Below are 12,444 nucleotides of genomic sequence, written 5' to 3'. Positions count from 1 at the left end.
GCGAGCCGACGCAGTGAGTGGAGTGTCCCGCGAGGAACGAGCGGGCCGCGGAGCGAATGAGGAGGGGAGCGCGACCATGTCACGTCTTGTAGTGGTGGGGCATGGGCCGACGTCCAGTCGGCTGGTCGAGGCACTGGTCGCCAAGGGGTTCGACGGCCGGATCACCGTTCTGGGGGAGGAGCCCCGGCCCGCCTACGACCGGGTCGCGCTGACCTCCTATCTCACCGGCAGGAGCGCCGAGGACCTCACCTACCCGGTTCCGGAGGGCGTCGTGCTGCGGCTGGCCTCCCGGGTCACCGGGATCGACAGGGTCGGCCGGAAGGTGACCACCGCCGACGGTCACGTGGAGCCGTACGACGTGCTGGTGCTGGCCACCGGGTCCAGCCCGTTCGTGCCGCCGGTGCCCGGCAGGGAGCTTCCGGGCTGTTTCGTCTACCGGACGATCGACGACCTGGACGCGATCAGGGAGGCCGCGGCGCACGCCGGCAGCGGCGTCGTCATCGGCGGCGGCCTGCTGGGGCTGGAGGCCGCCGACGCGCTGCGCGGGCTGGGCCTGTCGACCCATGTCGTGGAGATGGGCGGCTGGCTCATGCCCCGGCAGGTGGACGAGGGCGGCGGCTCCGTCCTGCGGGGCCACATCGAGGCCCTCGGCCTGAGCGTGCACACCGAGGCCGGGGCCGAGGAGATCGTCGCCGGGCCGGACGGGCGGGTCGCGGGCCTGGTCAAGCCGGACGGGGAGACGATCGACGCGCAGATCGTGGTCTTCTCGGCGGGCGTCCGGCCGCGCGACGAGCTGGCCAGGCAGGCCGGGCTGGAGGTCGGCGAGCGCGGTGGGATCGTCGTGGACGACGGGATGCGCACCAGCGATCCGGCGATCTACGCGGTGGGGGAGTGCGCCCTGCACGAGGGCGTGGTCTACGGGCTGGTCGGGCCGTGCTTCACGATGGCCGAGGTCGCCGCGGACCGTGTCCTCGGCGGCGGGGCCGCCTTCGCCCGCGCGGACCTGTCCACCAAGCTCAAGCTGCTCGGAGTGGAGGTCGCCCAGTTCGGCGCCATGGACGGCGCCCTCGACGTGACCTTCATGGACCCGGTGGGCGGGGTCTACCAGAAGCTGTTCGTCAGCGACGACGCCCGCACCCTGCTCGGCGGCATCTGCGTCGGCGACGCCACGCCGTACAACACCCTCAAGCCCTTCGTCGGCCGGGACCTGCCGGGCGCGCCCAGCGAGCTGCTGTTCACCGGCGGCCCGGCGAGCATGGACCTTCCCGACGACGCGCAGGTCTGCTCCTGCAACAACGTCACCAAGGGCCAGGTGTGCGCGGCCATCGCGGACAAGGGCCTGACCGACGTGGCCGGGATCAAGGACTGCACCCGCGCCGGCACCACCTGCGGCAGCTGCGTCCCGATGCTCAAGCAGATCCTGATCAAGTCCGGCGTCGAGGTCTCCAAGGCACTGTGCGAGCACTTCACGCACAGCAGGGCCGAGCTGTTCGACATCGTCCGGGTGCGCGGCATCACGACGTTCTCCCAGCTCATCGCCGAGCACGGCACCGGGCGCGGCTGCGACGTGTGCAAGCCCGTCGTGGCCTCGATCCTGGCCTCCCTCGGCAACGGGCACATCCTGGACGGCGAGCAGGCCGCCCTGCAGGACACCAACGACCACTTCCTGGCCAACATCCAGCGCAACGGCACCTACTCGGTGGTGCCGCGCATCCCCGGCGGGGAGATCACTCCCGAGAAGCTGATCGTGATCGGCGAGGTGGCCCGCGACTTCGGCCTCTACACCAAGATCACCGGAGGGCAGCGGATCGACCTGTTCGGGGCGCGGGTGGAGCAGCTCCCGCTGATCTGGAAACGGCTGGTGGACGCCGGCTTCGAGTCCGGCCACGCCTACGGCAAGGCACTGCGCACGGTGAAGTCCTGTGTGGGCTCCACCTGGTGCCGCTACGGCGTGCAGGACGCCGTCGGCATGGCCATCGCCCTGGAGCTGCGCTACCGGGGCCTGCGCTCGCCGCACAAGCTGAAGTCGGCCGTCTCCGGCTGCGCCCGCGAGTGCGCCGAGGCCCGGGGCAAGGACTTCGGCGTCATCGCCACCGAGCAGGGCTGGAACCTCTACGTGGGCGGCAACGGCGGGTTCACCCCACGGCACGCCGACCTGTTCGCCGCGGACCTGAGCAGCGAGGAGCTGATCCGGACCATCGACCGGTTCCTGATGTTCTACGTCCGCACCGCCGACCGCCTGCAGCGCACCTCGGCCTGGCTGGAGGGGCAGGGCCTGGACTACGTCAAGCAGGTGGTCCTGGAGGACTCGCTCGGGATCTGCGCCGACCTGGACGCCCAGATGGCCCGGCACGTCGCCGCCTACGCCGACGAGTGGCGGGACGCCATCGAGGACCCCGACAAGCTGCGGCGCTTCGTCTCCTTCGTCAACGCGCCGGGGACCCCGGACCCGTCGATCGCCTTCACGGCCGAGCGGGACCAGATCAAGCCCGTCCTCATCCCGCTGGAGGCGGTCGGTCCCTGACGCCCCGCCCGGGGCCGGGGCCGGGGTCCGCCCCGCCCCGGCCCGACGCCCGGACCCACCGACGAACCCCGAATGGGAGGAGCACTCCACCATGACCGTCCTGAGCGAGACCGTGACGCAGACCGGCTGGATCCCGGTCTGCGCCTACACCGACCTGCTGCCCGAGCGCGGTGCCTGCGCGCTCGTCGGCGGCCACCAGATCGCGCTGTTCCGGACCTTCGACGGCGAGCTGTTCGCCATCGGCAACCGGGACCCCTTCAGCGGCGCCCAGGTCCTCTCCCGGGGGATCGTCGGCACCCGGGCGGGTGAGCCCAGCGTCGCCTCGCCCATGCACAAGCAGGTCTTCTCCCTGGTCACCGGTGCGTGCCTGGACGATCCGGCGACGGCAGTGCCGACCTATCCCGTCCGCGTCGCCGGCGGCGCGGTGGAGGTGAGCGTGAGGTGACCCCGCAGACAGCCCGACGGGGCGGGCGACGGACGAGCGCGCCGGCGGCCCGGCGCGGCGAGCGGAGCGGCCGGCGGGGGACGGGCCGCCCGCGCGCCGGACGAGGAGTGGTGGACGACAGATGAGCATCGCCCTTGCGGACGGCCTCGGGGGGTCCCCGGAGACCGCGCCCGACGCGCTGGCCGGATTCACGATCGGGGTCACCGCGACCCGGCGCAGTGAGGAGTTCTGCGCGCTGCTGGAGCGCCGGGGCGCCAGAGTGGTGCGCGCGCCGGCGATCCGGCTGGTGCCGCTGGCCGAGGACGCCGACCTGCTGGCCGCGACCCGGGCCAGCCTGGCGGGCCCGATCGACGACGTGGTGGTCACCACCGGGGTCGGGTTCCGGGGCTGGATGGCCGCGGCCGAGGGCTGGGGGTTGTCGGGGGAGCTGGCGGCGCGGCTGACCGCCGCCCGGCTGCTGACCCGCGGGCCCAAGGCGCGCGGCGCGGTCCGGGCCGCCGGGCTGAACGACCACTGGACGCCGCCCACCGAGTCGTGCGAGGAGGTCAAGCAGTATCTCCTCGCCCAGGACCTGCGGGGCCGCCGCATCGCCGTGCAGCTGCACGGGGAGCCGCTGACCGGGTTCGTGGCCGCGCTGCGGGAGGCGGGGGCCGAGGTCATCGAGGTCCCGGTCTACCGGTGGCTGCCCTACCGCGACACCTCGCCGCTGCGCCGCCTGATCAGCCAGGCGATCTCCGGCGGGGTGGACGCGGTGGCCTTCACCAGCGCCCCGGCGGTGCTGGCCATGCTCGGCGCGGCCCGTGCCGACGGTCTGGAGGAGGCCCTGGTCGCGGCCTTCGCCGGGCCGGTCGTCGCGGCCTGCGTGGGCCCGGTCACGGCCGGACCGCTGCTGGCGCGCGGGGTGCCCGCCGTACAGCCCGAGCGTGCCCGGCTCGGCGCGCTGGCCAGGACGCTCGCCCGGCACCTGCCCGAGCACAGCGTCACCCGCCTGGTCGCCGGCGGCCACCCGCTGGAGATCCGCGGCCACGCCGTCGCCGTGGACGGCGAGCTCAAGCCGCTGCCGCCCGCCCCGATGGCGGTGCTCAAGCGCCTGGCCGAGAAGCCGGGCCACGTGGTGGCCCGCGCCGAGCTGCGCACCGTGCTCCCCGGCGGCCCGTCGCGCGACTCGGCGGAGCACGCCGTCGAGATGGCCGTCACCCGCCTGCGCCGCGCCCTCGGCCCCGCCGGCATCGTCGAGACGGTCGTCAAGCGCGGCTACCGGCTGGCCTGCGACCGCGACGGGGTCGTGTGAGAGGGCGCGCCGCACGGCCCGGCCGGGAGGGGACGTGACGACGCTGGTCCTGGCCGGGCACGGGACCCGCAGCGCGCGGGGGGAGGAGACGATCACCGGGCTGCGGGACCTCGTACGGCGGGCCCGCCCGGGCAGCCGGGTCGAAACGGCCTTCCTGGAGATCAGCTCACCCCTGCTGGCCGAGACGCTCCCCGGCCTGCCGGGCCCGGTGGTCGTGGTCCCGCTGCTGCTGGCGGGCGGCTATCACGTCCACATCGACCTGCCCTCGGTGGTCGCCGGGGCCCGGCCCGACGCGCTGGTGGCGGCCCCGCTCGGGCCGGACCCGCTGCTGGCCGCCATCCTGGCCAGGAGGCTGGCGGGCAGCGGGCTGCGGCCCACCGACTCGGTCGTGCTGGGCGCGGCGGGCTCCTCCGACCCGGCCGCGCTGGCCGACGTCCGGGCCGCGGCCCGGCTGCTCGCGGTGCGGCTGTCGCGCCCGGTCACGGCGGCCTTCGCCGCGACGGGCACCCCCTCGATCGAGGAGGCGCTGCGACGCCTGCGCTCCGGCCCGGCGCCCCGGATCGCGGTGGCCTCCTATCTGGTGGCCCCCGGCTTCTTCCAGGACCGTCTGGAGTCCTCCGGCGCGGACCTGGTCAGCGCCCCGCTGGGGGTGGACGCCGACCTGGCCGCGCTGATCTGGGCCCGGTGCGATCAGGCCCGCTGGAGGTCCAGCCGCAGCTCGCGGACGATCTCCTCGGCGCTGGTGTCCCGCGAGGGCAGGCTGTCGGCGCCGACGAGCATCTCGTAGTAGGCGTGGCGCAGGCATCCGGCCAGCAGCAGCCGGGCGCTGGCGAGGGGGTCGACCTCGGGTGAGACCCGGCCCGCCCGCTGCTCGGCCGCCAGATACTCGGTCAGCGGGACGACCTCCGACATCGGGCCGATCTCGGTGTCGCGCAGCGCCTCGCGGAAGCGGACGGTGACCGAGGGGGAGCTGAAGGCGGGCAGCGCCGCCGCCTGGACCTCGGCGTAGTAGTCGATGCCGGCGCGGGCGATGGGCAGCAGGTTGTCGCTGACCCGTCCCTTGCCGACCAGGTGCATCAGGTCGTCGAGGATGCGGAGCCAGACCGGGAGCCGGTCCTGGAGCAGGGCGAGGAACATGTCGACCGCATGTCCGGGCTGGTTGCCCCGCAGGTATGCGTATGGGGCGGAGCTCTCGCCCTCCTCGCGTTTCATGAATACGGCCATCTCAAGAACGCGGCGTCGCGTCTCCTGAGCTTTCTGGTAAGGGTCGAGCTGTGGAGTCGCCATGGTTGCCCTAACGTGCGCAGTCACATGGACAATGTGCGTCATGGTGATGGCGCGGATCACCGATGTTTACAGAGCCGTGTTTCTCCTGGGTGTGCAATTGTTGCCGGCCGGTCTTCCAAGTCGGTGCGAGTCGGGCGGACCGGGTGGGCACCGATTATCGCCGGGAACCGCTGGAAAAGGGAGCGAACAGAGATAACGGTGTGCTGTGTGCTTCAGCTGTCGCCGTCACGGTCACGGCGGCGCAGGTAGCGCTCGAACTCCGCGGCGATGGCGTCGCCGCTCGCCTCCGGCAGCTCGGCGGCGTCCTTGCGCTCCTCCAGCTCCTTGACGTATTCGGCGACCTCGCTGTCCTGTGATGCCAGCTCGTCCACGCCGTGCTCCCAGGCCCGTGACTCCTCGGCCAGGGCGCCCAGCGGCATCGGGATGTCGAGGAGGTCCTCCATCCGGCTGAGCAGCGCCAGGGTGGCCTTGGGGTTGGGCGGCTGGGCGACGTAGTGCGGCACCGACGCCCACAGCGACACCGCGTGGATCCCGGCGGTCCCCAGGGCGTGCTGGAGGACGCCGACGATGCCGGTCGGCCCCTCGTAACGGCTCAGCTCCAGGTTGATCGCCCGGGCCAGGCCCTCGTCGGTCGCCGAGCCCACGATCGGCACCGGGCGGGTGTGGGGGGAGTCGTTGAGGAGCGCGCCGAGCAGCACCGCCAGCTCCACCCCCAGCTCGCGGCAGACCACGATGATCTCTTCGCAGAAGGCGCGCCACCGCATGTTGGGCTCGATGCCGCGCAGCAGCACCACGTCGCGGTCCAGGCCCGGCGGCCGGGCCACCGACAGCTTGGTGGTCGGCCAGGTGATGGAGCGGGTCAGCCCCTCACCCATCTCGACGATGGGACGGGTGACCTGGAAGTCGTAGTATTCCTCGGGGTCGAGGGAGACCAGCGGGGTGGCCTTCCACTCGTCCTCGAGGTGGGCGATGACTCCGCTCGAGGCCTCGCCCGCGTCGTTCCACCCCTCGAACGCGGCGATCAGCACCGGGTCGACGAGCTCGGGTAGACCCTCGAGTTCGATCACGCGCCGCCTCCTTCTGGGCTCGCCTTACTATCCGGCTAAGCCTATGCGCTGAGGAGGCCTTTACGTCACCTTCCGGAAGTGGTGTGAACGATCAGCACGTCACAGCCCGCCCGCTGCGAGACGCTGGAGGGCACCGAGCCCAGCAGCCGCCCGGCGAGGCTGTTGAGCCCCCGGTTGCCGATGACGAGCAGATCGGCCCCGCGCCGCTCGGCGAGGGAGACGAGAACGTCCACCGCGTCGCCCTCCTCGGCGGCCAGCTCGATCGTCCGGGCGCCGGCGGCCACCGCGTGCTCCCGGGCGGCGCGCAGGGCGTCGTCGGCGGGCGTGGAGCCGCTCACCTTGTAGGACAGCTCGCCCAGGGCGTCGGCGGCCGCGCTGCGCTCACGCTCCCGCATGGGGGCGTAGGCGCAGGCCAGGACCAGGGTGGCACCGGTCGCGGCGGCCAGGGAGGCGGCCGAGGTGACCGCGCGGAAGGAGGAGGGGGAGCCGTCGGTGCCGACGACAACGGTGCGGTAGGACGCCATCGATCGCCTCGCAGGGTAATTGGACCGTTAGTGCAATTACTACAAGAACAATCAGGAAGAATAACGTCTGGGCGCTTCCCAGTAAGCTTTCTCTCATGACTAGCAGACCGTCTTTCCGTGAAGTCCTGGCCGAGCGCGTGATGGTCGCCGACGGGGCCATGGGAACGATGCTGCAGGCGCACGACGTCACCCTGGACGACTTCGAAGGTCACGAGGGCTGCAACGAAGTGCTCAACGTCACCCGTCCCGACATCGTGCGGGCCGTGCACGACGCCTATTTCGAGGTCGGCGTCGACTGCGTCGAGACCAACACCTTCGGCGCCAACCTCGCCGCCCTCGGCGAATACGACATCTCCCAGCGGACCTACGAGCTGTCGGAGGCCGGCGCCCGGGTCGCCCGCGAGGCCGCCGACCACTGGTCCGCCACCAGCCACCCCCGCTACGTGCTCGGCTCGATCGGCCCCGGCACCAAGCTGCCCACCCTCGGGCACAAGCCGTACGGCGTGCTGCGCGACGCCTACTACGACAACGCGGCCGGCCTCATCGCCGGCGGCGCCGACGCGCTGATCATCGAGACCTGCCAGGACCTGCTCCAGGTCAAGGCCGCCGTCATCGGGGCCAAGCGGGCCATCGCCGACTCCGGCCGCGACGTGCCGGTCATCGCCCAGGTCACCGTGGAGACCAACGGCGCGATGCTGCTCGGCTCGGAGATCGGCGCCGCGCTCACCGCGATCGAGCCGCTCGGCGTCGACGTCATCGGCCTCAACTGCGCCACCGGCCCCGCCGAGATGAGCGAGCACCTGCGCCACCTGTCCAGGCACGCCCGCCTGCAGCTGTCCTGCATGCCCAACGCGGGCCTGCCCCAGCTGACCGCCGACGGCGCCTACTACCCGCTCACCCCCGCCGAGCTCGCCGACGCCCACGAGAACTTCACCCGGTCCTTCGGGCTGTCGCTGGTCGGCGGCTGCTGCGGCACCACCCCCGAGCACCTGCGCCAGGTGGTCGAGCGGGTGCGCGGCAACGAGCACGCCCCCCGCCGCCCGCGCCCCGAGTCCGGGGCCGCCTCGCTCTACCAGCACGTGCCCTTCCGCCAGGACACCTCCTACCTGGCGATCGGCGAGCGGACCAACGCCAACGGCTCCAAGGCCTTCCGCGAGGCGATGCTCGCCGAGAACTGGGAGGAGTGCGTCGAGATCGCCCGCTCCCAGGCCCGCGACGGCGCGCACATGCTCGACCTCTGCGTCGACTACGTGGGCCGCGACGGCGTCAAGGACATGAAGGAGCTGGCCTTCCGCTTCGCCACCGCCTCCACGCTGCCGATCGTGCTCGACTCCACCGAGCCCGCGGTCCTGGAGGCCGGCCTGGAGATGATCGGCGGCCGGGCGATCATCAACTCGGTCAACTACGAGGACGGCGACGGCCCCGACTCGCGCTTCACCAAGATCATGAAGCTGGTCCGGGCGCACGGCGCGGCCGTCATGGCGCTGACCATCGACGAGGAGGGCCAGGCCCGCACCGCCGAGTGGAAGGTCAGGGTCGCCACCCGCATCATCGAGGACCTGACGGCCAACTGGGGCATGAACGTCGAGGACATCCTCATCGACACCCTCACCTTCCCCATCGCCACCGGCCAGGAGGAGACCCGCCGCGACGGCGTGGAGACGATCGAGGCCATCCGCGAGCTCAAGCGGCGCTACCCGGGCGTGCAGACCGTGCTCGGCCTGTCCAACATCTCCTTCGGTCTCAACCCGGCCGCCCGCATCGTCCTCAACAGCGTCTTCCTCAACGAGTGCGTCAACGCGGGCCTCGACTCGGCCATCGTGCACGCCTCCAAGATCCTGCCGATGGCGCGCATCCCCGACGAGCAGCGCCAGGTGGCCCTGGACATGGTCTACGACCGCCGCCGGGAGGGCTACGACCCGCTGCAGCGGTTCATGGAGCTGTTCGAGGGCGTGGACGCCGCCTCGGTCAAGGCCGACCGGGCCGCCGAGCTGCTCGGCCTGCCGCTGTGGGAGCGGCTCAAGCGCCGCATCGTCGACGGCGAGCGCAAGGGCCTGGAGGCCGACCTCGACGAGGCGCTGGCCCGGCGGCCGGCTCTGGAGATCGTCAACGACGTGCTCCTCGACGGCATGAAGACCGTCGGCGAGCTGTTCGGCTCCGGGCAGATGCAGCTGCCGTTCGTGCTCCAGTCCGCCGAGGTCATGAAGACCTCCGTGGCCTATCTGGAGCCGCACATGGACCGGGTCGAGGGGGAGACCAAGGGCCGCATCGTGCTGGCGACCGTCAAGGGCGACGTGCACGACATCGGCAAGAACCTGGTCGACATCATCCTGTCCAACAACGGCTACGAGGTCGTCAACCTCGGCATCAAGCAGCCGGTGTCGACGATCCTGGAGGCGGCCGAGGAGAAGAACGCCGACGTCATCGGCATGTCCGGGCTGCTGGTGAAGTCCACGGTCATCATGAAGGAGAACCTCGAGGAGATGAACTCCCGGGGCATCTCCCAGCGCTTCCCCGTCCTGCTCGGCGGCGCCGCCCTGACCCGCGCCTACGTGGAGCAGGACCTCGCCGAGCTGTTCCAGGGCGACGTCCGCTACGCCCGCGACGCCTTCGAGGGACTGCGCCTGATGGACGCCTTCATGGCCGTGAAGCGCGGCGAGGCCGGCGCGAGCCTGCCGCCGCTGCGCGAGCGGCGGGTCAGGACCGGCGCGACGCTGGTGCGGACCCCGGAGGCGGAGCTGCCCGCCCGCTCCGACGTGGCCGCCGACAACCCTGTCCCGAAGGCCCCCTTCCTGGGGGAGCGGATCGTCAAGGGCATCCCGCTGGCCGACTACGCCGCGTTTCTGGACGAGCGGGCGACGTTCATGGGCCAGTGGGGCCTCAAGGCCGCGCGCGGCGGCGACGGGCCCTCCTACGAGGAGCTCGTCGAGACCGAGGGCCGGCCGCGCCTGCGGATGTGGCTGGAGCGGATGCAGACCGAGGGCCTGCTGGAGGCGGCCGTCGCCTACGGCTACTTCCCGTGCGTCAGCGACGGCGACTCGCTGATCATCCTCGACGACGCGGGCAACGAGCGGACCAGGTTCACCTTCCCGCGCCAGCGCCGTGACCGTCACCTGTGCCTGTCGGACTTCTTCCGGTCCAAGGACTCCGGCGAGGTCGACGTGGTCGCCTTCCAGGTGGCCACCATGGGCAACCGGGTCTCCGAGGCCGCCGCCGAGCTGTTCGCCAAGGACGCCTACCGCGACTACCTCGAACTGCACGGCCTGTCGGTGCAGCTCACCGAGGCGCTCGCGGAATACTGGCACGCGCGGGTCCGCAGCGAGCTGGGGATCGGCGGTGACGAGTCGCTGGAGGACATGCTGAAGGTCAACGTCACCGGCTGCCGCTACTCCTTCGGCTACCCCGCCTGCCCCAACCTGGAGGACCAGGTCCAGCTCATGGAGCTGCTCAACCCCTCCCGGATCGGGGTGAACCTGTCGGAGGAGTTCCAGCTCCACCCCGAGCAGTCGACGTCCGCACTGGTCGTCCACCACCCCGAGGCCAACTACTTCAACGTCTGACCGTAAGGGGTTCTCCGGGGAATGGACGCGGTTCTCTTCGACATGGACGGGCTCCTCGTCGACAGCGAGAAGATCTGGTTCCAGGTCGAGACCGAGGTGATGGAACGGCTCGGCGGCGACTGGGGGCCCGCCGACCAGGAGCACCTGGTGGGCGGCTCGATGCCGTCCACCGTGGCCTACATGCTCAGGGTCTCCGGGGCGAGCGCCCACCCGGAGGAGGTGGCGACCTGGATGCTGGAGGGCATGACCGGCAGGCTCGCCGACGGCGTGGAGCTGATGCCCGGCGCCGCCGAGCTGCTGGCGGCCGTACGGCGGGCGGGCCTGCGCACCGCCCTGGTCACCTCCTCGGTGCGGCCGATCGCCGAGGCGTGCCTGAAGGGCATCGGCAGGGGCAACTTCGACCACGTGGTGACCGGCGACGACGTCGCGCGGACCAAGCCCGATCCGGAGCCCTACCTGACGGCGGCCCGGCTGCTGGGCGTGGCCGCGGCCCGCTGCGTCGCGCTGGAGGACTCCCCGAACGGGGTGACCTCGGCCACCGCCGCGGGCTGCCGGGTGGTGGCGGTGCCGAGCGTGCTGCCGATCCCGTCCGCGCCCGGCCGCCTCGTCGTCGACTCCCTGCGCGAGATCGACGTCGACGTCCTGCGGGAGCTGTCGGCCCGGGAACCCTGACCGGACGCCGGGGCGGTGCCCCGTGCGGCTCGGCGGCGAGACGGTGGGGCCGCCGGGCGGTGCCCCGTGCGGCTCGGCGGCGAGACGGTGGGGCGGTGCCCCGTGGCCGGGCACCGGGCGGCGCCCGAGGGTCTTCACGGCCGGGCGCCCGCGTTCCCTCCGCGACCCGGGCGCCTGGGAGTCCCCTAGGGGACGGTCCCGCCGGATCCTAAGGGACGATCCCTCCCCAAGGAGGAGGGACCGTCCCGGTGGGGCGTGCCAGGATGGAACCGGTAAGCCGATACGAGGGGGCGGTCCGCTATGTCGTTCGACCAGATCGCGTGGTTGCCGCTCTGCGCCGGGGTGACCGGGGTGGGGCTGGTGCTGAGTTTCCTGTCGATGCGCCGCCGGGGGGTCGTGGCGGGGCTGCGCGGCGTGGCCTGGTCGCTGCTGCCGCTGGCGGCCTATCTGACCGGTGCGCTGCCCACCCTGTGGCAGATCGGCACGGCGGTCGTCGGATTCTTCGCCGGGGCGGTGTTCAGCCCCATGGTGTGGGCCGGGGTGGCCGTGACCGGACTCTCCCTGGTGCTGTTCCTGGTCACCGGCGTGCTGCGGGGCCGCCGTACGGCCGCCTCCGCCACGCCCGCGGCCCCCGCGGCGGCGCCTCCCGCCGCGCCGGGCAGGCCCGTGACGGCCGGCCAGGCCGCCACACAGCCGCTCCCCAAGCGCCCGGCCGCGCCCGCCGGCAAGCAGCCCGAGCCTGCCCGCAAGCCGGCCGCGGACGATGACTTCTCCGATATCGAAGCCATTCTCAAGCGCCGCGGGATCGGGTGACGCTCAGTCACCTTCCAGTGCAATGTCACGAATCCGAGACAGAAGCAAGACGGCTTACGGACATTCGCCTCAAGATCAAAACAAATGAATTGCACGTGAATCACAGTTGAGCCACATAGCGCCCCAGGGGACTAGTCAGCGCAGATCAGCCCATAGATTCTGCGTCACGAGGCCGTGAAACGGACTCGTAGACTCAGGATGCGGGCCCCCGACCCGGGGGGCGCGTCCATCGGACAACGTCGTCTGGGATCCAGGGGGCCA

Annotated in this window: 10 protein-coding genes; 7 read left to right on the top strand and 3 right to left on the bottom strand. The window is 72.1% G+C overall.

Features of this window, described 5'->3' with window-relative positions; genetic code table 11:
• The first annotated feature begins 76 nt into the window (after window positions 1-76).
• The 4 genes from nirB (at window position 77) to ACZ6R6_RS10655 (ending at window position 5,047) form a co-directional block, all read left to right on the top strand.
• Entirely contained in the window at window positions 77-2,524 is a 2,448-nt protein-coding gene (gene nirB / locus ACZ6R6_RS10670) for a nitrite reductase large subunit NirB (RefSeq protein WP_470092098.1), read from the top strand.
• A 91-nt stretch (window positions 2,525-2,615) separates the two neighbouring features.
• Complete coding sequence (nirD, locus tag ACZ6R6_RS10665; RefSeq protein WP_470092096.1) at window positions 2,616-2,969, top strand: nitrite reductase small subunit NirD; 354 nt, start codon at window positions 2,616-2,618, stop codon at window positions 2,967-2,969.
• Window positions 2,970-3,090: 121 nt separating this feature from the next.
• Entirely contained in the window at window positions 3,091-4,260 is a 1,170-nt protein-coding gene (locus ACZ6R6_RS10660) for a uroporphyrinogen-III synthase (RefSeq protein WP_470092094.1), read from the top strand.
• A 34-nt stretch (window positions 4,261-4,294) separates the two neighbouring features.
• Complete coding sequence (locus ACZ6R6_RS10655; protein WP_470092092.1) at window positions 4,295-5,047, top strand: sirohydrochlorin chelatase; 753 nt, start codon at window positions 4,295-4,297, stop codon at window positions 5,045-5,047.
• On the opposite strand, the gene ACZ6R6_RS10650 is transcribed toward ACZ6R6_RS10655, so the two are convergent.
• The 3 genes from ACZ6R6_RS10650 to ACZ6R6_RS10640 form a co-directional block, all read right to left on the bottom strand.
• Window positions 4,951-5,472 carry a hypothetical protein gene (locus ACZ6R6_RS10650; RefSeq protein WP_470092090.1) on the bottom strand — a complete coding sequence of 174 codons (522 nt, stop codon included), beginning with the start codon at window positions 5,470-5,472 and terminating at the stop codon, window positions 4,951-4,953. The genes ACZ6R6_RS10655 and ACZ6R6_RS10650 overlap by 97 nt on opposite strands.
• Window positions 5,473-5,759: 287 nt before the next feature.
• Window positions 5,760-6,614, bottom strand: a complete 855-nt coding sequence (locus ACZ6R6_RS10645) for a PAC2 family protein (RefSeq protein WP_306869044.1) — start codon at window positions 6,612-6,614, stop codon at window positions 5,760-5,762.
• A gap of 65 nt (window positions 6,615-6,679) precedes the next feature.
• A complete protein-coding gene (locus tag ACZ6R6_RS10640) occupies window positions 6,680-7,138 on the bottom strand; it encodes a universal stress protein (RefSeq protein WP_470092088.1) in 459 nt (152 codons plus the stop codon).
• A 95-nt stretch (window positions 7,139-7,233) separates the two neighbouring features.
• On the opposite strand from ACZ6R6_RS10640, the gene metH reads away from it, so the two are divergent.
• From metH to ACZ6R6_RS10625, 3 genes are all read left to right on the top strand, one after another.
• On the top strand, window positions 7,234-10,698 hold the full coding sequence (gene metH, locus ACZ6R6_RS10635; protein WP_470092087.1) for a methionine synthase: 3,465 nt from the start codon (window positions 7,234-7,236) through the stop codon (window positions 10,696-10,698).
• Between the two features lie 21 nt (window positions 10,699-10,719).
• Complete coding sequence (locus ACZ6R6_RS10630) at window positions 10,720-11,370, top strand: HAD family hydrolase (RefSeq protein WP_470092086.1); 651 nt, start codon at window positions 10,720-10,722, stop codon at window positions 11,368-11,370.
• A gap of 300 nt (window positions 11,371-11,670) precedes the next feature.
• Window positions 11,671-12,183, top strand: coding sequence for a cellulose synthase (locus tag ACZ6R6_RS10625; RefSeq protein ID WP_470092085.1), 513 nt, complete (start codon window positions 11,671-11,673; stop codon window positions 12,181-12,183).
• The last annotated feature ends 261 nt before the right edge of the window (window positions 12,184-12,444 follow it).

It is taken from the genome of Streptosporangium sp. NPDC048886, assembly GCF_055586905.1.
The sequence above is the reverse complement of the archived record's forward strand: the minus strand, read 5'-3'. Positions and strand labels throughout refer to the sequence as shown.

Bases quoted from the DNA above. Each gene is read 5' to 3' on its own strand.
- nirB (WP_470092098.1), top strand. From the start codon at position 77: ATGTCACGTCTTGTAGTGGTGGGGCATGGGCCGACGTCCAGTCGGCTG.
- nirD (WP_470092096.1), top strand. From the start codon at position 2,616: ATGACCGTCCTGAGCGAGACCGTGACGCAGACCGGCTGGATCCCGGTC.
- ACZ6R6_RS10660 (WP_470092094.1), top strand. From the start codon at position 3,091: ATGAGCATCGCCCTTGCGGACGGCCTCGGGGGGTCCCCGGAGACCGCG.
- ACZ6R6_RS10650 (WP_470092090.1), bottom strand. From the start codon at position 5,472: ATGAAACGCGAGGAGGGCGAGAGCTCCGCCCCATACGCATACCTGCGG.
- ACZ6R6_RS10640 (WP_470092088.1), bottom strand. From the start codon at position 7,138: ATGGCGTCCTACCGCACCGTTGTCGTCGGCACCGACGGCTCCCCCTCC.
- metH (WP_470092087.1), top strand. From the start codon at position 7,234: ATGACTAGCAGACCGTCTTTCCGTGAAGTCCTGGCCGAGCGCGTGATG.
- ACZ6R6_RS10630 (WP_470092086.1), top strand. From the start codon at position 10,720: ATGGACGCGGTTCTCTTCGACATGGACGGGCTCCTCGTCGACAGCGAG.
- ACZ6R6_RS10625 (WP_470092085.1), top strand. From the start codon at position 11,671: ATGTCGTTCGACCAGATCGCGTGGTTGCCGCTCTGCGCCGGGGTGACC.